The organism is Vitiosangium sp. GDMCC 1.1324 (assembly GCF_003044305.1).
GTDB lineage: Bacteria > Myxococcota > Myxococcia > Myxococcales > Myxococcaceae > Archangium.
On sequence record NZ_PZOX01000004.1, the window covers coordinates 423,392 to 447,868 of the forward strand.

The window sequence follows — 24,477 nt, forward strand, 5'->3', positions numbered from 1 at the left end:
GGCTCTTCATCCTAGAAGCGCTTGAAGTCATGGTCCGAGCCGGACGCGGCGCGCTCGGGGACCGCCGGGAAGGACGTGCGAGACACCGGCGCCGACGGCAGCCCCTGCGCCACCGCCTTGAGCCCCTGCGCCGGCATGTGCACTGGCGGCAGATGCACCGGTGGCGGCCTCAGCGAGCGCACCGGCTGCGCTCCCCCCAGCCCCGGCCTCACCTCCTCCGTCACCCGGAAGAACGTCATCATCTGCTGCAGCGACTCCGCCTGTGCCGCCAGCTCCTCCGCCGTCGACGACAATTCCTCCGCCGCCGATGCGTTTCGCTGCGTCACCTGGTCCACCTGCACCATCGCCCGGTTCATCTGCACCACCCCGCTGGCCTGCTCCCTCGACACCGCCGCCACCTGCTGCACCAGCTCCGCCGTCTTCCGAATCGACGGCACCAGCTCCTTCAGCAGCTTCCCCGAGCGCTCCGCCACCTTCACGCTGCTGCCCGCCAGGCTTCCAATCTCCTTGGCTGCCTTCTGGCTCCTCTCCGCCAGCTTCCTCACCTCCGCCGCCACCACCGCGAATCCCCTCCCATGCTCTCCCGCCCTCGCCGCCTCCACCGCCGCGTTCAACGCCAGCAGGTTCGTCTGGTACGCAATCTCCTCCACTATCGAGATTCTCTCCGCTATCGCCGCCATCGCCTCCACCGTCTCATTCACCGCCAGCCCGCTCTCCTCCGCGTCCGCTGCTCCCCTCACCGCCATCGCCTCCAACTGCTTGCTCGTCTCCGCGTTCTGGCTGATGGAGCTGCTCAACTGCTCCAGGCTCGTCGTCGTCTCCTCCACCGACGCCGCCTGTGTGCTCGTCCCCTGTGACAGCGCTTGCGCCGCCGCCGCCACTTGCCCCGACGCCCCCGACAGCGAGCCCACCGCTCCCCTCACCTCTCCCAGCACGCCCCCGATTCTCTGCACCATCTCCCTCATCCCCATCATCATCCGTGCTGTCTCATCCCTCCCCCGCACGTCGATGGTGGCTGTCAGGTCTCCCGACGCCAGCTGCCCCGTGAGCCTCATCCCCTCCTGCAATGGCCGGGTGATGCTGCGTGACAGCACCCATGCCAGCAGCACCGCCAGCACCGGCCCCACGATTCCTCCTCCCACCAACATCTGCTTCACCAGCTCCGTACGCTTCCCGCCGCTCTCGCTCCGCCGGTCGCGTTGAGACTGCTCCTCCTGACGGATGGCGTTCGCCATGTCACGCATGGCCCCCACGATCTTCTGCCCCTGACCGTCCTTCGCGTACTCGATGAGCTGCTCCATGGGGATGCGGCCAGCATCCACGTCCCGGCGCAGCGCGATCTGACGCTGGAGGTGCGGGAGGAACCGCTGCTGGTACTGGTCCAGCAGTTGTTGCAGCAACTCCTGCTCATAGGCGTTGCTGGCCGTCAGCTCCTTCACCTTGGCGTGGGTCTTGAGGAAGGTGGCCTGTAGCTGAGGCACCGGCTCGATGTAGGCCTCATCACCGGTGAGCGCGAACCCCTGTACCCGAGCCTCCTGATCCATCAAGGAGATGCCCATGCCCCGGAACTCCACCATGCCCTCATAGGAGCGGTAGGTGTCCACGGCGCTGTTCACCAGACCCTGGAAGAGAATGAAGGTTCCCCAGGCGACGGTGAGGAGCAACGCGACGAGTGCGCCAAATCCGAGCTGCAACTTCCTGGCGATGCTGAGATTGTCGAGCATGGATGGTCTGCCTATAGATGCCAGAGGAGAGGGATCACTCGGTCCTAGAAGCGCTTGAAGTCATGGTCCGAGCCGGACGCGGCGCGCTCGGGGACCGCCGGGAAGGACGTGCGAGACACCGGCGCCGACGGCAGCCCCTGCGCCACTGCCTTCAACCCCTGCGCCGGCATGTGCACTGGCGGCAGATGCACCGGTGGCGGCCTCAGCGAGCGCACCGGCTGCGCTCCCCCCAGCCCCGGCCTCACCTCCTCCGTCACCCGGAAGAACGTCATCATCTGCTGCAGCGACTCCGCCTGTGCCGCCAGCTCCTCCGCCGTCGACGACAATTCCTCCGCCGCCGATGCGTTTCGCTGCGTCACCTGGTCCACCTGCACCATCGCCCGGTTCATCTGCACCACCCCGCTGGCCTGCTCCCTCGACACCGCCGCCACCTGCTGCACCAGCTCCGCCGTCTTCCGAATCGACGGCACCAGCTCCTTCAGCAGCTTCCCCGAGCGCTCCGCCACCTTCACGCTGCTGCCCGCCAGGCTTCCAATCTCCTTGGCTGCCTTCTGGCTCCTCTCCGCCAGCTTCCTCACCTCCGCCGCCACCACCGCGAATCCCCTCCCATGCTCTCCCGCCCTCGCCGCCTCCACCGCCGCGTTCAACGCCAGCAGGTTCGTCTGGTACGCAATCTCCTCCACTATCGAGATTCTCTCCGCTATCGCCGCCATCGCCTCCACCGTCTCATTCACCGCCAGCCCGCTCTCCTCCGCGTCCGCTGCTCCCCTCACCGCCATCGCCTCCAACTGCTTGCTCGTCTCCGCGTTCTGGCTGATGGAGCTGCTCAACTGCTCCAGGCTCGTCGTCGTCTCCTCCACCGACGCCGCCTGCGTGCTCGTCCCCTGTGACAGCGCTTGCGCCGCCGCCGCCACCTGCCCCGACGCCCCCGACAGCGAGCCCACCGCTCCCCTCACCTCCCCCAACACGCTCCCGATTCTCTGCACCATCTCCCTCATCCCCATCATCATCCGCGCCGTCTCATCCCTCCCCCGCACGTCGATGGTGGCTGTCAGGTCTCCCGACGCCAGCTGCCCGGTGAGCCTCATCCCCTCCTGCAATGGCTGGGTAATGCTGCGTGACAGCACCCACGCCAGCAGCATCGCCAGCACCGGCCCCACGATTCCTCCTCCCACCAACATCTGTTTGACCGATGCCACCTGCGTGTCGGACGTCTCCATGATTCGGCGACGCTGCTCTATCTCCTCCTGTTCGATGGAGTCAGAGATGCTCTGCAGGCTGACCAGCAGCTTCCCTCCCTTGCCACTCTTCACGTACTCGGTGAGTTGCGCCAAGGAAACACGGCCCGTGTCCACATCCCGCCGCAGTGCCATCTGATGTTCGAGATGGGGGAGGAACTGTTGCTGGTACTGCTCCAGCAGCTTTTGCAGCACCTCCTGCTGTTGGGGGCTATAGGACAGCAGCTCTTTCAGCTTGCCGTGGGCCTTGAGAACCGCGGTCTGCAGCTGGGGCATTGTCTCGAGGGCGGCCTCGTCGCCCGTGAACGAGAACTCCACCACCTTGTCTTGCATAGCCACCAGGTTGGCGCTCACGGTCAGCAGCTCTATCCGAACATCATGGGAGCGGTAGTACGAGTCATAGGAGGCCAAACTGATGAAGAAGGCGTAGGCCCCCCAGATGGCGGTGGCGAGCAGTGCCACGAGGACCCCGAATCCAAGCTGCAGCTTCCGGGAGATGGTGAGGTTCTGGAGCATGTTTGTCTTTCAGACGGTTGGAAGTTCGGAGCTTCGGGGCATCAACCCTGGGCGGCCCGCTGGCGGATGGCCGTGCGCAGCAGGGTGGGAACATCCAGGACGAGCCCCACGCGGCCACTGCCGAGAATGGTGGAGCCGGACACCCCTGGCAGATGGCGGAAGAGCCGGCCCAGCGGCTTGAGGACGCACTGGCCCTCGCCGTACAGCGTGTCCACCACCAGGCCAGCGCGGCTGCCTCCGTGGCCCAGGACGACGACGCTCTCCCGGCCAGGCCCGGAGCCCTCCACGCCCAGCAGCTCGCGCAGCCGGAGATAGGGCAGGGACCGGCCTCGCAGGTTCAACACGCCGCCACCGGGCTGCCCGCTCCGCTCCACCGGCAACTCCAGACACTCGCGCACCGCATCCAGCGGTAGCACGTAGGTCTCGTCGCCCACGCCCACCGAGAAGCCCTGGATGGTGGCCAGCGTCAGCGGCACCCGCAGCGTCACCGTGGTGCCCTTGCCCTCCACACTGCTCAGCGTCACCAGGCCCCGCAGCGCCTCCACGCTCCGGCGCACCACATCCATCCCCACCCCGCGCCCGGAGACCTCCGTCACCTCCTCCGCCGTGGACAGCCCTGGCAGGAAGACGAGCTCCTCCAGCTCCTCCACCGTCATCCGCTCGGGGTCCATCCCCAGCTCGAGCGCCTTCACCCGCAGCCTGTCGTGGCGCAGGCCCCGGCCATCGTCGGACAGCTCCACCACCAGCGAGCCCGGCTCGTGGAAGGCCCTCAACATCAGCGTGCCGCACGCCTCCTTCCCCGCGGCCTTGCGCTCGTCGGGCGTCTCCAGTCCGTGGTCCACCGCGTTGCGCACCAGGTGCAACAACGGCTCGCGCAGGCCCTCCACCAGCGCCGTGTCCACCTCCACGTCCTCGCCCCGGAGCACCAGCCGCGCCCACTTGCGCTCCGTCCGCGTCAAATCCCTCACCGTGCGCATGTGCTGCCGGAAGAGTGGTCCCACCGGCACCATCCGCACCCGCATCACCTCTTCCTGCAGCTCCTCATGGAGCCGGTCCGCCTCGCGGTGAACCTCCAGGGCCTCCTCGGCTGTGCCCGTCGCCAACACCTGTGCCAGCCGCGTGCGCGCAATGGCCAGCTCCCCCGTGAGAATGGCGATGCGGTCCAGCTTCTCCACGTCCACGCGCAACGTGCGCCCGCGCCGCCCTCCCACCGGCGCCTCCTCCGCCGCCGGCTCCTCGGTCCGCGTGGGAGCGAAGGACCCCAGGGGTGCCTCCTGCTGACGCAGCGCCTCGCAGCTGGCCCTCAGCCGCTCCACCAGCTCCGCGTCCTCCTCGGGAGGCCGCTCCTGTCCCGCCAGCACCGCCTGCATCAGCTCGCGCAGCCGGTCCACCGTCTCCAACAACAGCGTCACCAGCTCGTCCGGAACCAGCAGCCGCCGCTCCAGCAGCGTCTCCAGCACGTCCTCCAGCACGTGCGACACGTCCGTCATGCCGGACAAGCCCAGCGCGGCCGCGGCGCCCTTCACCGTGTGCGCACCCCGGAAGATGGAGCGCAGCCGCTCCTCGTCCGGGTGCTCCTCCAGTGAGACGAGCGTCTCCTCCATCTCGGTGAGCAGCTCTCCAGATTCCTCGGCGAAGGTGGCAAGCAGCCGCTCGCGATCCAGTTCCAAAGGTGTCCCCCCCCACGAAGAGGCCGCCCACTCAGGACGGCTTGCCAGCGGCGATGCCGCGAGCGCAGTACAAGGCCCTCGCCCCTTCCGTCGCGAGCAACTCCAACAGCTCACGATCCGCGGGTTCGAGACAGGGTTTGTGAGGCAGCAGCCCGAACAACACCATCATCCCCAGAACGTGGCTGCCCAGTCTCAGCGGCACGCCCGCGCGAGGACTGTCTGTCTGGTTCTGAGCGCTGCCTGCCACGGTCAGGTCTCCCAACCAGGGAGTTCCGGTGCGGGCCGCTCGGCCGATGTCGTCCTCTCCCAGCGGGAGCCGGCGGAAGCGCTCGGCATCGATCCCCAGGGACACGCGCAACACCAACTCCGAGCCATCCAACTCGTAGATGCCCAGCATCTCCGAGCCGACCAGGTTGATGAGCAGGTCCTGGAGGATGTCCATCAGCTCCAGGGGATTGAGCGACTCGTGCAGCCGCTGGGAAGCCACGCGCAGACGCACCAGATGGGCGAGCTCCGTCTCCACCCGGCCCAGACGCCGGGCCCGCTGCTGCTCGTCCCCCTGGCACCGCGCGAGCGAGGCCCGCAGGTGCTCGTTCTCCGCGCGAAGCGTGGTCACCTCCGCGCGCAACGCCTCGTTCTCCCAGCGGAGCTCCTCCCTCATGCGCGCCGTGCCTCCTCCAGGTGGCTGCGCACCTTGGCCAGCAACTCCTCACCATCGAAGGGCTTGGTGATGTAGTCGGTGCAGCCGCTCTCGAAACCCTGGCGCACGTAGTGGGGCTCGCCCCGGGTGGTGACGAGGATGATGGGCACGTCCCGCGTCTCCGTGCGCGAGCGCAGGGCCCGGCAGGTCTGGAAGCCATCCATGCGCGGCATGAGGACATCCAGGAAGATGAGGTCCGGCCGCTCGGTGGAGGCCTTGTCGAGCGCCTCCTGTCCATCACGCGCGGTGAGCAGCTCGTAGCCGCAGTGGGACAACATCATCCGGTGCAGCAACAGCACGGTGCTCGAGTCGTCGACGAGGAGGATCTTCTTCTTGGGCATGGCGTTCCTCCGGCGAGGGGGTGAGAAGAAAGGGAGACGGGAGCTCAGGCGAAGCTGCTGGCGCGGATGAGCTCGCGCAGCTGCATCAAGCGCCGGGGACTCATGCCCAGGAACTGGATGCCCATGCCGAGCGGATAGGCGGCGCTGCGGCGGGGTGCATAGGGGTTGGACCAGGAGACGAGACCGGGACCCTCGAGCACCTCGCGCGTGGTGGGCAGGTGGATGCGCAGCTCGAGCGCGGCACCGGGACGCGCGGGCACCAGGGTGCGCACGAAGAGGCCGCCCGGGCTGAGCGCGCTGGAGTAGCAGGAGGACCAGGAGAAGCCCCCCACCTCGCGGAACTCCACGGGGCACACGAAGGGCACGCGCTCGTCCACCAGGAGCGCCACCGCGTTGCGCTGCAAGAGGCCGTTGATGCGGGCCAACAGGTGGCGGGGAGCCAGGGTGCGCGCGCTCAGCCACACCTGCCCGAGCATCGGCACCTCCGCCACGTCGCTGTCCGTCACCACCACGGTGTGCACCCGCCCCAGGCGCGTCTCGGTGCGCAGGCGCTCCACCCGCATCATCTCCTCGACCGACGTGACATGGGTGCACACCAGCAACAGGTGGACGGGCTCGCCGTACTCGGCCACCAGGGCCACGGCGCGCTCGGTGGTGGGGGCGTACAGCAGGTGATGGCCACACGCCTCCAGGTGAGCGCCCAGGCCCTCGCGGCTGCTCGCCGCCTCTCCCACCATCAACACGGTGCGCGGGCTGCGCCGCTCCATCAGCCGGGGCGAGATGGCCCAGGGCGACTTGTCGCGCAGCACGTCGAGCCGCGCCTGCAGCTCGGTGATGCGCACGGGGCCGAGCATGCAGTCATCCGCTCCGCCCTGCACGCACGCCTCCAGCAGCTCCGCCGGCGTGCCTTCTCCCACGACGATGAGGACGGGCACGTCACCGTTCTGCGGATGGCTGCGCAACGCCGCGCACCCCGGCCCTCCATCCGCCGGCAGCGCCCTCCAGTCCACCAGCACCATCAAGGGCCGGAAGCGGCTCAGCTCCATCCGAGCGGCCAGCAGGTTGTCCACCGACACCACCTCGCAGCCCACGGTGCGCAGCAGGGCCGTCAGGTACAGCCGCAGTTCCTTGGCCTGGTCGACGAGCAACACCTTGCGAGACGGCTCCGCGGACACCCCAGACTGATGGGACAACGCATGCGTGGCGAGTGGCATGGTGCGGTTCCCCCGTGACCCCGTGAGACTGTCTGGACCCGACCCCCCGGGACTCCAATTCCTTGACGGGTGCAAGAAATCGAGGAGTACTGCGTGAAAAACACATGCAATGGAATACGGGAAATCGCGCTTGCCCGCCTGCAGTCCGCACGCGCGGAGACCTGCCCATGGAGGCTAGCGGACACTCCTCCAGCACCGCAGGCTCCCGAGGACGGCTTCCCTCGGAAGACCGGGGGGTTGTTCCGTCCGCTAACCGACGATGACATGCCTTCGCATGTGGGTCGGACATGGCCCTACCAAAACCTGTTGTCTGACTATCCACAGTCTTGGCCAGGCATTTTCAGGAAAGGCAAAACATTCCATATCGCGCGTCAGGAATGATCCGCTCGGGCAAAAACTCTCACGAGCCGAGATGTAGGGCATGTAAGGATTTGGCTGCCCGTGGCGTGCACGCAAGTGGACAAGCCGGTGGGGACCCGTGACCAGGGTCCTCAGCTTCAGTCACCCGCGCACGCGCCATGAAGGCCACGTGCTCGGAGTGGCTCGCCGTCACCGAGCGTGCCCACCGGTTCGATGCGCACGAACCGGGAGCAACTCGGGGACGTGCTGCGGAGCCTGGGCCGCGCCGCCGACGACGTGGCCTCCAGCATTCCGGTGGTGGATGAGCTCCAAGGCGGGGGGCGTGCTCGCCACGCGAGCCCACCTGCCACCACCTTACCAGGAGGCCTTCGACGAAACGGAGCGGGCCCTCACCCAAGAGCACTTCGCTCCGGGCCACGCGGCGCTGGGCACCTTCGACTCCATGACGTTCGGAGTGCCGCTGGGCTTCTATTACCTGGCGGCGGGAACAAGCCATGGGGCGTACTCGCTGACACAGGGCCAGTACGAGCAGGCTGCACGCGAACTGGCGCCCGCGTTGCTACCGGGAGCCCTGTACGCCGGAAGCAAGGGCATGCGCGCCCTGTCCGAGGCTCGAAGTGCCCCGGGCGTCGGACTCGGAGGAGCGAGAGGGCCGGGGCTACCGGAGCCGCGTATGACGGCCCTCAAGGAGATGGTGCGACAGTTGGAGGCGCGGCTGGGAGTGGACGACCTGAGAGAGCTGGCCCGGGACATTCAAGGCAGCCGGGAGGCGGGCCGCTTCGTGGCCGTGGGAGGAGTGGATGCCGCTCTGGCCCTGCACGAAGCCCGGGGTAACGTGGCCCGGGCTCAGGCGATGATGTCCACAGGGCCAGGCCCGGGGCCACGGGCTCACGTGCACGGAGCATTCGGATGCTAGGGGGAAGTGATACGTGATTTGGCAAGACTTCTTCGTGAACAGAAATCTGGGTTTTGACGAAATTGCTTCAGGGGTAGCGCGCGTGTTGGGTGTCCGGCCAGAAGAGGTTCTCGTGGTCCCCCAACTGGAGCCGATCGATCTCGATGAGACGGTGCGTGTCCTCGTGGGCGCGCGCAAGACTTCAGGTGACTTCGTGCTGTATGTGTCGATCGTTCCTCAATGGAGTCCGGTGGACCTGGGTGATGAGTTCGAGGTGATGTTTGAATTGTGTCGGCTATGGAAGTGTGAGTCTCTCGTATCATCCGATTCTCCGAGTCCGTACTCCTGGATTCTCTTGGATGACAAGGGAGGGAGACGTGATGTGACGCTCGATGCAGATGAACTCGACGAGCGGGAGAGGTACGTATTGAGCAGCTCTGCCCCTCCAAACGACGGCTCACTCTGACGCTCCCCGTCCATTCCACTTCTCACCGGTGAGAAGTGAAACCCATCGATTGGCTCTTCCGTGTCCGCGGGCGCGCGGATATGCGTGGGCCCATGACCGATGCCATCGTCGTCTTCGTGACCGCGCCCTCGGCCGACAAGGCCGCGGACATCGCCCGCACGCTGGTGGAGGAGGGACTCGCGGCCTGCGGCAACGTGGTGCCCGGCCTGCGCTCCATCTACCGTTGGGAAGGCAAGGTGCAGGACGGGCCGGAGGCGCTGCTCATCCTCAAGTCGCGCGCCCCGCTCTTCGAGGCGCTGCGCGAGCGCGTGGTGGCCGTGCACCCCTACCAGTGCCCCGAGGTGTTGCGGCTGGACGTGGAAGGAGGCCACGCACCGTATTTGCAGTGGATTCGCGACAGCGTACGTCAGGTCCCCTGAAACAACTCCCCTCCGTGCACACCGGAGTGCGCGGCGTGTGCATGGTGCTGTACACGCCAGGAAGTCCCAGCGGAGGCTTCAGGTGTCTTCGCTCAGGGGAGGCGAACGGGCGGCTCGGGCGTTGCAGACCGTCGCGGCCATGACAACTCCCCTGTCTTCCGGGTCGAGGATTCTCCTGCTCCTGTCCCTGTTGTTGCTCGTCCCCCGCGTGGGCCTGGCCGCAGAGGACGCGCCGCGAACCACGACCGCCGCCGGAAGCAGCTCGAGCGACTCCGGACTGCCCGGCACCCAGGAGCGCGCGCCCGTGCGGTTGGGCGGGGACGCGGGCTCCTGGGCAAGAGAGCCCGAGCGCCCTTCCCGGGGGCTGCGCATCCTCGCGGAGACGGGAGCCAGCCTCCTGACCGGCCTGGGCGGTGGGTTTGTCGGCATGCTGGCCGGGGATGGGTTGTGCGGTTCCGCCAACATCGGCCGCTCCGGTGATTTCCTCCCCTGCCTGGAGGCGACGGGCGTGGGCCTCCTCGCGGGCGCCGGCCTCGGCTTCTCGCTGGGCACCTTCTGGGGCGGCGAGGTCGCTGGCGGAGATGGCAGGCTGCTCGGAGCCCTGGTGGGGATGGGCTCGGGCGCCCTCGTGGGCATCCTCGCGGGCACGGCGATGTCCTCCATATTCCTCGCTGGAGTGGTGCTCGGCATTCCCCTGAGTCTGATCGGTTCCATCGTGGGCTATGAGCTCACCGAGCAGGGCACACCGCCGGCCGCGGTCTCCGCGCGACCCCGCCTCCAGCCGGTGCTGGCCGTCTCCTCGCACGGTGGGTTGCTCGGACTGGGAGGTACCTTTTAAGCCCTCACTTGAAGGCCTCCCACTCGAGCGGCCGTATTTCCAGCGTCACGCCATCCTTGCAGGCCCGACGGTCGACGCGGGGTGCGTAAAATGCAACACTTTCCGTTGGAAACGGCTCGCCGCCCCCGGCACGACGCGTCGTGCCGACGTGCTAGACACTGTGCGCAATCCACTCACGCGCTCCAAGGAAAGGCCTGCTCATGACGCTCGCAAGTCGGGAGGCTCCCTACGGTTCATGGAAGTCCCCCATCACCGCCGACATGATCGCCACCCAGACGCTCTCGTTGGGCGAGGTGGCCGTCGATGGCGATGATGTGTACTGGTTGGAAGTCCGCCCGGGCGAGCGGGGACGGCATGCCCTCGTGCGGCGCACCGCGGACGGGGCCGTCTCGGACATCCTGCCCATCCCCGGAGAGGGCCGGCCGGCCTACAGCTCGCGCAGTCTGGTGTACGGCCATGGAGGTGGTTCGTTCGCGGTGTCCGAGGGGCTGGTGGTCTTCGTCAACCACTCGAGCACCGGCACGCACCCGGACCAGCGGCTGTACCGGGTGAATCCGGGCCGCACGCCGGTGCCGCTCACGCCGGACACGGGCGGCAAGCACCGCTATGGAGACCTGAGCATCGACCGCTCGCGCAACCGCGTGCTGTGCGTGCGCGAGGACTGGCGCAACCTGAAGGACGGCCAGCCGCGCATCTCGCTGGTGGCGGTGGACATCGACGGGCAGAAGCAGACGGTGCTGATGGAGGGGCGGGACTTCTACTCCTCGCCCGTGCTCAGCCCCAATGGCCGGCGTCTGGCGTGGCTCGCCTGGGATTACCCCTGCATGCCGTGGGACGGCTGCGAGCTGTGGGTGGCGGACGTGGACGAGGACGGCAAGCTGCTCCACCCGCGGCTGGTGGCCGGCGGCTCCACCGAGTCCATCTTCCAGCCCGAGTGGTCCCCGCAGGGCGAGCTGTACTTCGTGAGTGACCGCAACAACTGGTGGAACCTCTACCGGTTGCAGGGACGCAGCGTGGTGCCGGTGCTGGAGCGCAAGGCGGAGTTCGGCGCGGCCCAGTGGAGCCTGGGCATGTCCACGTATGCCTTCATCTCGCCCAGGCACGTGGTGTGCGCCTTCAACGAGCTGGGCCAGTGGAAGCTGGGCCGGCTGGACGTGGTGCTGGGCCAGTTCGCGGAGCTGCCCACGCCCTTCACGGACATCTCCCAGGTGCGCGGGGGCTTCGCCACGGCGTACTTCGTGGGCGGCGGTCCGGAGCAGCCCGCGTCCGTGGTGCGGCTGGACATGGAGTCCGGCAAGCCGCAGGTGCTCAAGGCCTCCAGCCGGCTGCCGGAGGAGCTGACGCCCTACCTGTCGCGCTGCGAGCCGCTGCACTTCCCCACCACGGAGCTGGGCGAGGCCCACGCCTGGTACTACCCGCCCACCCATCCGGACTTCACCGCGCCCTCGGGCGAGAAGCCGCCCCTGCTCATCATGAACCACGGCGGCCCCACGGCCTCCGCGTCGACGAAGCTGGACTGGGCCATCCAGTACTTCACCAGCCGGGGCTTCGCGGTGGTGGACGTCAACTACCGGGGCAGCACCGGCTACGGCCGCGAGTACCGACTGTCCCTGTACGGCAACTGGGGTGTCATGGACGTGGATGACTGCGCCAACGCCGCGCTGCGGCTGGTGCAGGAGGGCAAGGCGGACGCGAAGCGGCTGGTGGCTCGGGGCAACGGCTCCGGCGGCTACACCACGCTGTCGCTGCTGGCCTTCCGCGACATCCTGCGCTGCGGCACCAGCGCCGGCGGCATCGCCAACCTGGAGACGCTCACGGAGCACTCGGACAAGTTCGAGGCCCACTACGTGGACCAGGTGCTCGGGCCCCTGCCCGAGTCGAAGCAGTTGCTGCAGGATCGCTCGCCCTGCTTCCACATCGACAACATCAAGCGCAGCCCCATCCTCTTCATCCAGGGCCGGCAGGACGTCCAGGCGCCGCAGCGCGAGACGGAGGAGATGGTGCGCAAGCTGCGCGCCAATGGCGTGCCGGCCGCGGTGATGCTCGTCGATGGGGAGCCCTACGGCCCACGCATCAACGCCGACATCAAGAAGGCGCTGGAGGCCGAGCTGTCCTTCTACTCGCGGGTGATGGGCCTGGCGCTGGCGGACACGCTGGAGCCGGTGGCGCTCGAGCCGGCGCCCTCCGAGCCCCCGCGCCGCTGAGCGCCAGGAGCGCGCGTGCTTCGTGGGGAGGTGTCCCTCCACCCCGCGAAGCATGGCTCAGGAAACGTCGGCGGGCAGCGCGGCGGCGGCGGCCATGAGGCGGTGCGTCAGCTCGGCGGAGAGCACTCCCTCCCGCAGGAAGGTGATGCCCACCACGGCGCGCACCTCTCCGGCCGCGTCGAGCACGGGCAGGGCCACGGCGGCGTGCACGTGCATGACCCAGGCGCTGCCCCCGTTCACCTGGAGGTCATGGGGCTGCACCGGCTCCCGGGTCGCGAAGGCGATGCCCGTCAGTCCCTTGCCGTTGGAGATGACGCGCACGGCGTTCATCACCGGGGGTGGGATGTTGAGCGTGGCCACCAGTTCCAGGGCATCGCCGCGCCGCAGGTGGACGGTGCCGGCCAGGACATCCCTCGCGGAGGCGAAGGACTCCAACCACGACTGGTACGATGCTCTTCCGGTGACGTCCATGCCAACCCTCGCGCGCTGCCCTCCCCCCCTGGGTGAGGGTCTGCCTCCTCCTTCTTGAGCGCAGGGGTTCCGAGTGGATCAACGCACCCTCACTTCAGGTGCGGACGGCGGGGGGTGAGCACCTCCCGGGAGGGCGGACGGACGGGCGCCATGCTCTCCGCACGCCGTACACCGGGGCAGCCCCGGTTGTGGATGGCACCCTGGATTGTCAGGTTGTGCGCATGACGCGCCCGTTCCTACGCCTGGTGATGCTCGGGGCCGCCGCGATGGCGGCCGGTGTCCTCGCCCGTGCCCGCTTTCGCCGCGCCGCGAGCACGGGTGCCCGCCTGTTGCGGGACCTCGGCCCGGTGCGCCAGTTCGACGTCCACCTGACCGGCTTCCAGCTCCTGAAGGACGACCCGGACAGGCAGCTGGAGGTCCACCACTACTGCCACCAGGTGAACGAGGACTTCCTGCAGTGCGTCCTCTTCGACGGCGACGGCGCGGATGCCCGGCTCACCGGGGTGGAGTTCATCATCTCCGAGCGCCTGTACGACACGCTCCCCGAGGACGAGAAGCCGTACTGGCACCCGCACAACCATGAAATCCTCTCCGGCCAGCTCGTGGCGCCGGACCTCCCCGCGCGGGCGGAGATGGAGTGGATGCGCCGCCAGGTGAACAGCTACGGCAAGACGTGGCACTTCTGGCTGACGGGAGGCATCGGGCACGAGGCGGAGCCGCTGCCCATGGGTGAGCCGTGCCTGGCCTGGTCCTTCAACCGGGAGGGGGAGATCGATCCACGGCTGACGCGCGAGCGGGATGCACGCCTGGGGCTCGACCCCGAGCGCAAGAGAGCGGAGCGGGCCGGCTTGGCGGAGCTGGCGCATCCCCAACGGGGCGAGGACACACTGAAGGACGCCCTGCCCATCTCGGAGCCCTCGGCGCCGGGAGCGCGTGAATGAACGCCCACCCGGTCGCCCCGTGGGAGTGGAGCCTCTTCGGGGTGATCGTGTTGGCGATGATCGGCATCGACCTGCTGGCCCACCGCAAGAAGCATGGCGAGTCGAAGAAGGCGGCGTATGCCTGGAGCGCCGCGTGGGTACTGATGGGCCTGGCCTTCGCGGGCTTCGTCTGGGCGAGGCATGGCGACACCACCGCGCAGGAATACCTGGGCGCCTACCTCATCGAGAAGAGCCTCAGCCTGGACAACCTCTTCGTCTTCCTCGTCATCTTCTCCAGCCTGGGCGTGCCCGGGGACAAGCAACGCCGGGTGCTCTTCTGGGGCATCTTCGGAGCGCTCGTGTTCCGAGCCCTGTTCATCCTCCTGGGCATGGAGGCGCTCGAGCACTGGCACTGGGTCGTCTACATCTTCGGCGCCATCCTGCTCGTCGCGGCCTTCCGAGTGGCGCGCCGCCATCCCTCAGACGAGCCGGACAACAACAAGCTGGTGGAGTGGCTGGAGAAGCACCTGCCCGTGACGACGGAGTTCGAGGGGAAACGCTTCTTCAAGCGTGTGAACGGCAAGATGCAGGCGACGCCCCTGCTCATCGCGCTGATCGCCATCGAGCTGTCGGACGTGGCCTTCGCCATCGACTCGGTGCCCGCGGCGCTGTCCGTGAGCCGCGACGTGTTCGTGGTCTACACGTCCAATGTCTTCGCCATCCTCGGGCTGCGAGCGCTCTACATCGCCCTGGCGAAGACGGTGCACGAGCTGCGCTATCTGCACTGGGGACTCGCGGCGGTGCTCGCGTTCGCCGGGTTGAAGATGATGACCTCCGATTGGATGCACGTGCCCCCGCTGCTCTCGGTGGCGATCATCGTGGTGTGCATCGGGGTCTCGGTCTGGTGGAGCGTGCGCGCGCGCGGGACGGCGCCCGGGAAGAAGGAAGCGCCGCGGGACGAGCAGCAGCCCCGCGGCGGACAGCGCGAAGAGGTACACGCGTGAGGCCCGGGCTCAGTGCACCGGGGCCGGTGCCTCCTGCCCGGCGGCCTTCCCCTCCACCTGGAAGGTGAACTTCCCGTCCGCGAAGTCCACGAGGAGCCGGGCCCCCTCGTGCAGCGCTCCTCGCAGCATCATCCGGCTGAGCTCCGTCTCCAGCTCGCGCTGGATGACCCGCCGCAGAGGCCTCGCGCCGAACTTCGGGTCGAAGCCGCGCCGCGCCAGCTCGTCCTTCGCCGCCTCGGTAACCTCCAGCGCGACGTTCTGCCCGTGCAGCTTGCGCCGGGTGGCATCCAGCATCGAGTCCACGATGCGGTTGAGCTGCTCGCGGTTGAGCGGGTGGAAGACGATGATTTCGTCGATGCGGTTGAGGAACTCTGGCCGGAAGTGGCCGCGCAGCGCGTCCATCACCGTGGCGGCCACCCGCTCGTCCTCCACGTTCACGCCCTCCGTGGGCTGCTGGAAGCCCAGCGTCCCCTTCTGGAGGCCCAGCTGCTCCGCGCCCAGGTTGGACGTCATGATGATGACGGTGTTCTTGAAGTCCACCGTGCGCCCGCGCGCATCCGTGAGCCGGCCGTCGTCCAGTATCTGCAGCAGCAGGTTGAAGACGTCCGGGTGCGCCTTCTCGATTTCATCGAACAGCAGCACCGAGTAGGGCCTCCGCCGCACGGCCTCGGTGAGGCGCCCGGCCTCCTCGTAGCCCACGTAGCCCGGAGGAGCGCCGATGAGCCGGCTCACCGTGTGCCGCTCCAGGTACTCGGACATGTCGAAGCGCAGCATCGCGTTCTCGTCGTTGAAGAGGTAGTCGGCGAGCGCTCGCGCCGTCTCCGTCTTCCCCACGCCCGTGGGTCCCAGGAAGATGAACGAGCCGATGGGTCGGCCTGGGTCCTTCAGTCCCGCACGCGCCCGGCGCACCGCCTCGGAGATGGCGCGCAGGGCCTCCTCCTGGCCCACCACGCGCTTGCGCAACGCCTGCTCCATCTCCAACAGCCGCTGCGACTCCTCCTGCTGCAGCTTCTTCGCTGGAATCCCCGTCCACTCGCTCACCACCGTGGCGATGGACTCGGGCGTCACCGTGGGCTCGGCCACGCCCTTGGCCTGCTGCCACTGCGTGCGCAGCCCCTCCAGCTCCGCGCGCAGCGCCTCGAGTTCCGTCTTGAGCCGCGAGGCCTCCTCGTAGCGCTCGCCAGCCACCGCGGCCTCCTTCTCCTTCTCCTTCTGCGCCAACCGCTCCTCCATCTCCTTCATGCGGCCCGGCTCGGTGCGCGCCCCCAGCCTCACCATCGCCGCCGCCTCGTCGAACAGGTCGATGGCCTTGTCCGGCAGGAAGCGGTCGCTGATGTACTTGTCGGACAGCTCCACCGCGGCGGTGAGCGCGGCGTCGGTGATCTTCACCCGGTGGTGCGCCTCGTACGAGTCGCGCAGGCCCCGGAGAATCTCGATGGCCTGCTCCGGCGTGGGCTCGGCCACCAGCACCGGCTGGAAGCGGCGCTCCAGCGCGGAGTCCTTCTCGATGTGCTTGCGGTGCTCATCCAGCGTGGTGGCGCCCAGGCACTGGAGCTCGCCCCGGGCCAGGGCCGGCTTGAGCATGTTCGCCGCGTCCATCGAGCCCTCGCCCGCGCCAGCCCCCACGATGGTGTGCACCTCGTCGACGAAGAGGATGACCCGGCCCTTGAGGGCTCGCACCTCGTCCATCAATCCCTTGAAGCGCTCCTCGAACTCGCCGCGGAACTTCGAGCCGCCAATGACGCCCGCCAGGTCCAACGCGAGCACCTTCTTGTCCTTGAGCAGGTCCGGCACCTCTCCCGCGATGATGCGCTGCGCGAGCCCCTCGGCGATGGCCGTCTTGCCCACGCCCGGCTCACCGATGAGTACCGGGTTGTTCTTCGTCTTGCGGCTGAGGATGCGGATGACCCGCTCGATTTCCCTCTCGCGGCCGATGATGGGATCCAACTCTCCCGCCTTCGCCAGCGCGGTGAGATCCCTCGTGAAGCGTGTGAGGTTGGGCGGGAGCCTGTCCGCGCCCCGGCTCCCGGCCGTGGCCCCCGCCGTCCCGGGAGCACCTCCCCCCGCGAGCCGCTGCCGCAACTCATCCGGGTCGATGTCGGAGAGGAACTGGGCGGCGAAGCTCTCGCCCTCGGCCATGATGGCGAGCAGCAGATGCTCGGGGCCAATGAAGGTGTGCCCCATCTGCACCGCCTGAAGCCGCGCCAGTTGCAGCACGCGCTTCACCCCCGAGGACAATCCCACGCCCTCGGCCTGACGCGGCTGCCTCCGCCCCATCACCTGCTCCAGCCGGGCCTCGTACTCCTCGACGTCCGTGCCCTCCTCCTCGAGCAACGAGCGAATCTCCGGCACCTTCTGGATGAGCGCCAGCAGCAGGTGCTCGTTGCGGATGCGCTCGGAGCCCCACTCCAGCGACAGCCGCGCCGCGTGCTCCAGCACCTGCTGCGCCTGCTCCGACAACTGCGCGAGCAGGTTCTCCCGCTTCGGCCGGGGGCCCATCATCTGCGCGAGCAGGCCCTCCAATCCCAGGGGCCCCGCTCCCGCTCCCACGCTCATCGCGCTCGCACAGTGGTTGCACAGCCCGAGCGTGCTCTCGCGCCCATCAACCATCTGCTGCTTGAGGAACACCACCGCGGGCCGCACCCGGCAGTTTTCACACACCATGCTCCGCACCTCCCCCGCTTCCTCGCAAGCTAGGGACGTGCTCGCCGGGCAACCACCGGTCAGGCCCTCGCGCCCAGACGGGCGGCCAGGCCCTCCTCCGCGCGCTCTGGACCCCGAGGCGATGCACTCCCGGCCCGCCCGACCGAAGTTGCTCCCGACCTCGACGGAGGGAGTCGCGATGCCGGACTACGAGTTCTTCTGCACCAAGTGCAAGCAGCCCTTCACCAGCCACATGCACATCAAGGAGCACGATGAACGCGTGGCCGAGTGCCCCAAGTGCCACCGCACCAAGTCCGTGGAGAAGCGCATCTCGTCCGTCAATGTCATGACCAGCAAGAAGTCCTGAGTCACATGGCTCCACATGGGGCCGGATATCTGACATCCCCGCGAGCCCGGTCAATTCTTACATACCGATAAGAATTGTCTCCCTCTGTTAGTGTGCCTTCCCGGATGGGGTGCCCGGACGAGACGACACTGAGCGATTTCCTCGCGGGACAGCTCTCGGAGGAGACGCGGGCGCGGGTGTTGGCGCACGTGGAAGGCTGCGAACACTGCCAGCGGCAGGTGGCCCTGGGCGCCAGCTCCAGCCCGGGCGTGCCGGCGGTGGGTGAGGAGCCGCCGCTGGCCCCAGGAGCCACGCTCGCACGGTACGTGGTGCTCGAGCGCATCGGCCGTGGCTCCATGGGCGAAGTGTACGCGGCGTATGATCCGGAGCTGGATCGTCAGGTGGCCCTCAAGCTGCTGCGCCCGGAGGGCCGTCGCGTGGACGAGCTGCGGCTGCGGCTGCTGCGTGAAGCCCAGGCGTTGGCGAGGCTCTCCCATCCCAATGTCGTCGCCGTGCACGACGTGGGCATCTGCGGGGATGGCATCTTCCTGGCCCTGGAGCTGGTGGAGGGCACCACACTGGCGGACTGGCTGAAGCAGCCACGCCCGTGGCGGGAAGTGCTGCGCGTCTTCCTCGATGCGGGGCGGGGGCTCGCGGCCGCGCACGCGGCGGGCCTGGTGCACCGCGACTTCAAACCCGCCAACGTCCTCGTCGGGCTGGACGGCCGCGTCCGGGTGACGGACTTCGGACTGGCCCGGCCCTCCAACCGGGTGGACACGCCGCGGGAGGTGCTCCCGCCTCGGGAGGTCCCCACGCCTCGGGAAGTGCCCACGCCCCCGCTCGCCCATCCGCGAGGGCAGGACGCCCTCACGCCGCTGACCCGCACGGGCATGCTGTTGGGCACGCCGGCCTATATGGCGCCAGAGCAGTTGGACGGACAGGGAGTGGACGCGCTCTCGGACCAGTTCAGCTTCTGCGTGGCCCTCTATGAGGCGCTCCACGGGGTGCGGCCCTTCGAGGGCACGAGCCTCGAGGAGCTCGGCCAGGCCGCGCGCGAGGGACGGGTGCGGCCGCCCGGGCGGGAGGTGAAAGTGCCCGCCCGCGTGCGGCGCGCGGTGCTGCGAGGGCTACGAGCCCGGCCCGAGGAGCGCTTCCCCTCCATGGAGGCCCTGCTGGTGGCACTCGCCCCACGCTCCCTGCGCATCCGCACGCGGGTGGCCATCTCCGCCGTCGCGGCCAGCCTGATGGGCATCGTCCTGGGCTACGTGGTGGCGCACCGGCGCGAGGTGCGCTGCGCCCAGGAGACGGAGAAGCTCGCCGCCGCCTGGAGCCCCGAGCGGCGTGAGCGTGTGCACACGGCCTTCCTCGCCACCGGCAAGCCCTACGCCGCGTCCGCCTGGGAGGCCGTCTCCAGCGCGCTGGATGCGCATGCCGCCTCGTGGCGCGCGCTGCGCACCGAGTCCTGCCTGGCAGCGGCCCGGGACTCCTCCAGCACCGCGTGGCAGACGACGGCCTGCCTCGACACCCGGCTGTGGCACCTCGCCGCCATCACCTCGGTGCTGGAGAAGGCGGACGCGCAGACGGTGCAGAACGCGCCGCAGATGGTGGCCTCGCTCGAGGGACTCGCCGGGTGCAGGGAGGCACCGGAGCTCGCCACCCGGCCGCAGCCGCCCGATGCCCTGCGCCCTCAGGTCGACGCCGCCCGGCGCCGACTCGCCGAGGCCCGCGCCCACCTGGACGGCGGAGACCACACCGCCGCCCTCGCGGTGACCACGGCCCTCCTGAAGGAGATTCAGGGGCTCGACTACCGCCCCCTGGAGGCCGAGGTGCTCACCCTGCACGGGCACCTGCATGGGATGGTCGGCAAGCTCAAGGAGGCGGAGGACATCCTCTATCGCGCTCTGTGGGCCGCCGAGGCTGGGCGCGACGACGAGACGGTAGCGCGCGTGTGGATTCTGCTGCTGTGGGTGGTGGGCGAGCAGATGGCGCGGGTGGACGAGGCCAACCGGCTCGTCCAGCACGCCCGCGCCGCCGTGGAGCGGCTGGGACGCGAGCGCTTCCCGGCCATCGCCACGGACCTGCACCTGCGCATGGGCGGACTGCTGCTGGTGCAGGGCAAGCTGGACGAGGCGGACGCGGAGTTCTCCCAGGGGCTGGAGCTGTCGCGCGAAGCCCATGGCCCCGACAGCATCCGCACCTCCTACTTCCTGTCCGGGCTGGGCCGGGTGCGCTCGCGGCAGCTGCGCAGCACGGAGGCCCTGACGCTCTACCGCCAGGCCCAGGAGCTGCGCGAGCGCCTGTGGGGCCCCGAGCACCCCGCGCTCGCGCTCAACCTCAACAACATCGCCAGCGAGCTGCTGTCGCAGGGCCGGCCCGACGAGGCGCTCGCCACCTTCCGGCGCTCGCTGGCCCTGCTGGAGGCGGCGCGCTCCCCGGACCACCCGAGCCTCGCCGCCCCGCTCAACAACCTCGCCGTCGTGCTGCGGCGCGAGGGCCGGCTGGAGGAGTCGCGGCAGCACTTCCAGCGGGCGCTCGCCCTCTTCGAGCGCAGCAAGGGTCCGGACCACCCCAACACCGTCACCGCGCTCTGCGGACTGGGAATGGTGGCCTATGACTCGCACCACCTGGACGAGGCGCTCGCCTACAACCAGCAGGCCCTGGAGCGGATTCAGCACGGCATGGGGCCGGATACCCCGCGCGCCGAGCTACCGCTGCGCAACCTCGCGCTCGTCCACCTGCGGGCGGGCCACCCCACCGAGGCACGGAAGCACGTGACGCGCGCCCTGCGGCTGCTGGAGAAGGAGAACGGCCCGGACACCGTGGTGGCCGCGGAGGTGCTGCGCGTCCTGGCCCGGGTCGACCTGGCCACGGGAGCCCATGGCCCAGCGCTCGCGAATTGCCAGCACATCCTGAAGCTCGACGAGCAGGCCCAGGGCACGGAGAACCCGGACGTCGCACTGGACCTGGCGTGTCTCGGGGAGGCCCACCTGGGGCTCGGAGCACCGGAGGAGGCAGTGCCGCTGCTCGAGCGCGCCCGGCGCATCCACGCGCATGCCCCGTTGGACAAGCTGGACGAGGCGCGAGCCTCCTTCCTCCTGGCACGAGCCCTCTGGGCGCGGCACTCACGCGAGGAGCGGGCGCGCGCCACCGCCCTCGCCGAGGAGGCCCGGAGCTGGCTGGAGCCCCTGGGGACGCGGGCGCGCCTGGAGCTGCGCGAGGTGATGGACTGGCAGGCCCGGCAACCCCAGGCCGTGAGCGAGGTCACCCGATGATGAAGAGCGAGGATGTGGCGGCTTCCCTCACGGAGCAGGTGCTGGCCCACGCGCCACCGGAGCGAAGCGCCTGGCTTCGAGCGCAACAGGGACTGGAGAGACTCCTGGAGGAGCACCTCGAGGCGGGACGCACGGCGTGGCCCACGGTGACGCTCGCACCGGAGTCCTTCGCGCGCCACCTGGCCCGGCACCTGCCTGCGGAAGGCGCACCCGCGGACGCGCTGCGCCAGCTCCACGCCGCGGACCTGTACCTGGCATGCGCGTGCGCCCAGGGCGAGCCCCAGGCCCTGCAACACTTCGAGCGCCACATCCTCCAGAAGGTGCCCGCGCGGCTCGGCCAGCTCCCCGCCGCCACCCTGGACGAGGTGCTGCAGGTGTTGCGTCAGCGGCTGCTGCTGGGCGTGGGAGGAGCGGCTCCGAAGATCGCGGACTACTCGGGGCGGGGTCCGCTGCGGGGCTGGGTGCGCATCGTCGCCGCGCGCATCGCCGGAGAGCTGTCCAGCCGGGACGGGCGCCAGGAGCTCTTCTCCGAACCCCCCGAGGCGCTCGAGCGGATGTTGTCCCCGGACGACCCGGAGCGCGAGGTGCTCCGGGCCGACTCGCGCGAGGCGCTCACCGAGTCACTCCAGGTGGCGCTGGCGGCCCTCTCCGAGCGGGAGCGAGCCCTGTTGCGACTGCACCACCTGCATGGCCTCACCATGGACAAGCTGGCGACGATGTACGGCGAGCCCCGCTCCAGCGTGGCGAGACACGTGGCGCAGGCCCGCGAGCGCCTGCTGAAGCTCACCCGCCGCGAACTGGGGGCCCGGCTGAAACTCGACGGCCGCGAGCTGGAGAGCCTGCTGGGCCTGGTCCAGAGCCGGCTGGACCTCAGCCTGAACCGGCTGATGACCTGAGCACCTCTCAGTGGACGATGAAGTCGAACCGCTCGAGGCCTCACGGCCCACCGTCTCGTACCGTGCCTTGAAGCAGCGAGAGCCGCTCTCGCAATAGCGCCTCGCGCGGGTACCAGCGCAGCAGCGCCTCATAGGTGCGGACGGCCTCCCCGGTTCGGCCCAGCCGCTCCAGCGCGAGCCCCAGATTGTAGCCCGCCTCCAGATAGTCCGGCCTCCGGAGTACCGCCTGCCGCCACGCCTCCACCGCGGCCACGTCGTTCCCGAGGCGTGCATGACGGCCACCCACCGCGAAGTGCAGCTCGGCCTCGAAGTCGACGCCGTCCACCGCCAGCCGCACAGGCCACACGGACAGCACGAGCACGGCCAGGGCCACTCCCACGGGCACCATGCGCGAGGCGCCACGCGACAGCAGCGCATGAAGCCCCAACGCCGCGAGCACGCACAACACCGGCGTGAGGGGTGCGCGATATCGGCCGGTGACGAAGAAGAGAACGGACGGAGCCGCGAGCATCAGGCTGGCACCCGCCACGGTGAGCGCCACACGTGCGTCGTCCTTCGCGCGCCACCTGCGCCAGAGCACCACGGCTCCCGCCGCCGCCAGTGGCCAGAGCAACGCGTACGGAAGCGCGAAGCCGCCGAGCCTCGCGGTGAGCGCCCACAGCACGGGGGACTGCGAGCGGACGACATAGAGGTCCTCGTTGCGGGGCAGCTCGCGGGCGACGAGCAGCAACCGGGCCTTCCACAGCAGGTTGCCCACACAATCGAGCGGCCGTGAGCGGCACCAGTCCAGCGCCTTCCGGGTGAAGTACGCATCCTGGGTGGCCGGAGTCTGGAAGCCGTGGCGCGAGGGCTCGTTCATGAGCGTCTCCCAGGCCGCGCCAGGGCGGATGGCCATTGCGCCGTCCACGTCCGAGTTGTTGCCCAGCCACAGGTTGATGCCACCGTTGGCGGAGATGAGCACCCACTCACCGGAGCGCGAGTGGTTCACGAGCGCGGTGCACAGCACGCATGCGGCACAGGCGGCCACGCAGAGCACGGCTCTGCCCGGGCGTCCCCGAGCGAGGGCCCACGCCAGCGGGAAGACGAGCAACAACAGCGGCGCCACCGCGAGCGCCCCCAGGCCGATACACGCTCCGCACAGCAGCGCGGTCCCCACGCCCGGAGCCTCACGGAGGGCCAACCAGAGCGCCGCGGCGCCGAGAAAGGTACCCACCGAAGTGGCCAGCAGCTCCCCGTCGTAGAAGACGAGCGGCCCATGCAACGCCACCAGCAAGCCCGCGCCCACTCCCACGCGGGAATCGCCGGAGACGCGCCGGGCCACGCCACCCGCGAGCGCGGCGGTGAGCGCCCCGAGCAGGGCCTGCAACAGGCGCGGCCACCACAAGCTGTGCCCACCCAACCCGTAGAGGGCGCCGAGCACCAGCGGGTAGAGCGGGGGCTGCCAGAAGGGCCCCGCGTCGAAGCCCTCGCCCCGGGCCAGCCGCTCGCCGAGCGCGTCGTAATAGTCCGCGTCGATCAACGGCGCGTCGAAGGCGGGACCGTGGGCGGTGAGCAGGTACGCCAGGCGGACCCCAAGCGCCACGATGAAGACAAGCGCCCATACGGGCACCCGGGCCCCCAGCGCGCCCACGCGCGACACGAGAGCGGAAGGAGTCTGCGGCGGTCGGAGCGGAGCGCTGTCCATGGTGCGGGGAGCCCACGAAAACAGAACCGGTGCCTCCGGGAAAGGAGCGCCGGCCCGTGGGCTCACCGCAGCGGGAGCGCTCGGCTACCTCTTCGAGCGAGAGGAGGAACGGCCCCGGCCCGTGGAGGAACCCCGGCGGGAGGTGCCACCGCGAGACGTCGTCTTCGCGCGGCCGGTGCGTCCGGCGGCGGTGGTGCGGCTCCCCGTCTTGGTCCCCCGGCGGGTGGTGCTTCCGCGTGACGAGGTGCTCCGGCGGGCGGTGGTGCGACTACCAGTGGTGGAGCGGCGGCGGCGCGGCGCGGTGCTCCTGCTCTCGCTCAGCTCCCCTTCCTCCTGGCCCAGACGGTAAGCGCTCCGGGCGCTCTGGCGCGTCTTGCGCTTCGCCTGTCCGGGTCCCGGCGGAGGCAGGCGCACTCCGGCCCGCCGCGCCTTGGAGAGGCCGACGGCAATGGCCTGCCTGGGCGACTCCGGCCCGTGCCTGCCCTCCTTCATGTGGTGCATCTCCTCGCGGACGAACTCGCCCGCCTGCGTCGTCGGCCGCTTGCCCGAGCGCTTCGCCTGCCGCGCGCGCTGAATGGTCTGCTTCTCCGGCATCCAATGTCCTTTCGTGTGGTTCTCGGGCCGGAAGCTGGGGACGGGGTACGGGGTTGACAAGA

General features: G+C 69.3%; 20 protein-coding genes. 10 read left to right on the forward strand and 10 right to left on the reverse strand.

Annotated elements, in window-relative coordinates; genetic code table 11:
* Positions 1 to 11: 11 nt before the first annotated feature.
* From DAT35_RS14505 to DAT35_RS14530, 6 genes are read right to left on the reverse strand one after another with little or no spacing between them, the layout of a single operon-like run.
* A complete protein-coding gene (locus tag DAT35_RS14505; RefSeq protein ID WP_108067579.1) occupies positions 12 to 1,724 on the reverse strand; it encodes a methyl-accepting chemotaxis protein in 1,713 nt (570 codons plus the stop codon).
* Positions 1,725 to 1,768: 44 nt separating this feature from the next.
* Positions 1,769 to 3,478: a methyl-accepting chemotaxis protein gene (locus DAT35_RS14510; protein ID WP_108067580.1), complete on the reverse strand. Its 1,710-nt coding sequence runs from the start codon at positions 3,476 to 3,478 to the stop codon at positions 1,769 to 1,771.
* 41 nt (positions 3,479 to 3,519) lie between these two features.
* On the reverse strand, positions 3,520 to 5,148 hold the full coding sequence (locus DAT35_RS14515; RefSeq protein ID WP_108067581.1) for a chemotaxis protein CheA: 1,629 nt from the start codon (positions 5,146 to 5,148) through the stop codon (positions 3,520 to 3,522).
* A gap of 31 nt (positions 5,149 to 5,179) precedes the next feature.
* Positions 5,180 to 5,809, reverse strand: a complete 630-nt coding sequence (locus tag DAT35_RS14520; protein ID WP_108067582.1) for a GAF domain-containing protein — start codon at positions 5,807 to 5,809, stop codon at positions 5,180 to 5,182.
* Positions 5,806 to 6,189: a PleD family two-component system response regulator gene (locus DAT35_RS14525; RefSeq protein WP_108067583.1), complete on the reverse strand. Its 384-nt coding sequence runs from the start codon at positions 6,187 to 6,189 to the stop codon at positions 5,806 to 5,808. The genes DAT35_RS14520 and DAT35_RS14525 overlap by 4 nt, the downstream gene beginning before the upstream one ends.
* 44 nt (positions 6,190 to 6,233) lie before the next feature.
* On the reverse strand, positions 6,234 to 7,403 hold the full coding sequence (locus DAT35_RS14530) for a response regulator (RefSeq protein ID WP_108067584.1): 1,170 nt from the start codon (positions 7,401 to 7,403) through the stop codon (positions 6,234 to 6,236).
* A gap of 661 nt (positions 7,404 to 8,064) precedes the next feature.
* On the opposite strand from DAT35_RS14530, the gene DAT35_RS14535 reads away from it, so the two are divergent.
* The 5 genes from DAT35_RS14535 to DAT35_RS14555 all read left to right on the forward strand — a co-directional run bounded on the left by DAT35_RS14535 (position 8,065) and on the right by DAT35_RS14555 (position 12,585).
* Positions 8,065 to 8,679, forward strand: coding sequence for a hypothetical protein (locus DAT35_RS14535; RefSeq protein ID WP_108067585.1), 615 nt, complete (start codon positions 8,065 to 8,067; stop codon positions 8,677 to 8,679).
* Between the two features lie 13 nt (positions 8,680 to 8,692).
* The gene (locus DAT35_RS14540) at positions 8,693 to 9,124 is read left to right on the forward strand and encodes a hypothetical protein (protein WP_146209710.1); all 432 of its coding nucleotides are present in this window, start codon (positions 8,693 to 8,695) and stop codon (positions 9,122 to 9,124) included.
* Between the two features lie 92 nt (positions 9,125 to 9,216).
* Entirely contained in the window at positions 9,217 to 9,543 is a 327-nt protein-coding gene (gene cutA, locus DAT35_RS14545; protein WP_108067587.1) for a divalent-cation tolerance protein CutA, read from the forward strand.
* A gap of 139 nt (positions 9,544 to 9,682) precedes the next feature.
* Positions 9,683 to 10,381: a hypothetical protein gene (locus DAT35_RS14550; RefSeq protein WP_146209711.1), complete on the forward strand. Its 699-nt coding sequence runs from the start codon at positions 9,683 to 9,685 to the stop codon at positions 10,379 to 10,381.
* 200 nt (positions 10,382 to 10,581) lie between these two features.
* Entirely contained in the window at positions 10,582 to 12,585 is a 2,004-nt protein-coding gene (locus DAT35_RS14555) for a prolyl oligopeptidase family serine peptidase (protein WP_108067589.1), read from the forward strand.
* Between the two features lie 57 nt (positions 12,586 to 12,642).
* Here the strand turns inward: DAT35_RS14555 and DAT35_RS14560 are convergent, their stop codons facing one another.
* Positions 12,643 to 13,056: a hypothetical protein gene (locus tag DAT35_RS14560; protein WP_108067590.1), complete on the reverse strand. Its 414-nt coding sequence runs from the start codon at positions 13,054 to 13,056 to the stop codon at positions 12,643 to 12,645.
* Positions 13,057 to 13,277: 221 nt separating this feature from the next.
* Here DAT35_RS14560 and DAT35_RS14565 point away from each other — a divergent pair, with 221 nt between their 5' ends.
* Positions 13,278 to 13,997, forward strand: coding sequence for an OBAP family protein (locus tag DAT35_RS14565; RefSeq protein WP_108067591.1), 720 nt, complete (start codon positions 13,278 to 13,280; stop codon positions 13,995 to 13,997).
* Positions 13,994 to 14,980: a TerC family protein gene (locus DAT35_RS14570; protein WP_108067592.1), complete on the forward strand. Its 987-nt coding sequence runs from the start codon at positions 13,994 to 13,996 to the stop codon at positions 14,978 to 14,980. The genes DAT35_RS14565 and DAT35_RS14570 overlap by 4 nt, the downstream gene beginning before the upstream one ends.
* A gap of 9 nt (positions 14,981 to 14,989) precedes the next feature.
* Here DAT35_RS14570 and DAT35_RS14575 read toward each other — a convergent pair whose 3' ends face one another.
* Complete coding sequence (locus DAT35_RS14575) at positions 14,990 to 17,644, reverse strand: ATP-dependent Clp protease ATP-binding subunit (protein WP_108067593.1); 2,655 nt, start codon at positions 17,642 to 17,644, stop codon at positions 14,990 to 14,992.
* 178 nt (positions 17,645 to 17,822) lie between these two features.
* Between DAT35_RS14575 and DAT35_RS14580 the strand changes: the two genes are divergently transcribed.
* The 3 genes from DAT35_RS14580 (at position 17,823) to DAT35_RS14590 (ending at position 22,137) form a co-directional block, all read left to right on the forward strand.
* On the forward strand, positions 17,823 to 17,990 hold the full coding sequence (locus DAT35_RS14580) for an FmdB family zinc ribbon protein (RefSeq protein WP_108067594.1): 168 nt from the start codon (positions 17,823 to 17,825) through the stop codon (positions 17,988 to 17,990).
* Positions 17,991 to 18,094: 104 nt separating this feature from the next.
* Positions 18,095 to 21,241: a tetratricopeptide repeat protein gene (locus tag DAT35_RS14585; protein ID WP_108067595.1), complete on the forward strand. Its 3,147-nt coding sequence runs from the start codon at positions 18,095 to 18,097 to the stop codon at positions 21,239 to 21,241.
* Positions 21,241 to 22,137: a sigma-70 family RNA polymerase sigma factor gene (locus DAT35_RS14590; protein WP_369945765.1), complete on the forward strand. Its 897-nt coding sequence runs from the start codon at positions 21,241 to 21,243 to the stop codon at positions 22,135 to 22,137. Before DAT35_RS14585 ends, DAT35_RS14590 begins: the two co-directional genes overlap by 1 nt.
* 40 nt (positions 22,138 to 22,177) lie before the next feature.
* Here the strand turns inward: DAT35_RS14590 and DAT35_RS14595 are convergent, their stop codons facing one another.
* The gene (locus DAT35_RS14595) at positions 22,178 to 23,776 is read right to left on the reverse strand and encodes a glycosyltransferase family 39 protein (RefSeq protein ID WP_233261479.1); all 1,599 of its coding nucleotides are present in this window, start codon (positions 23,774 to 23,776) and stop codon (positions 22,178 to 22,180) included.
* Positions 23,777 to 23,905: 129 nt separating this feature from the next.
* Positions 23,906 to 24,415 (reverse strand): hypothetical protein, encoded by a 510-nt coding sequence (locus DAT35_RS14600; RefSeq protein ID WP_108067598.1) that lies wholly within the window; start codon positions 24,413 to 24,415, stop codon positions 23,906 to 23,908.
* Positions 24,416 to 24,477 lie beyond the last annotated feature (62 nt).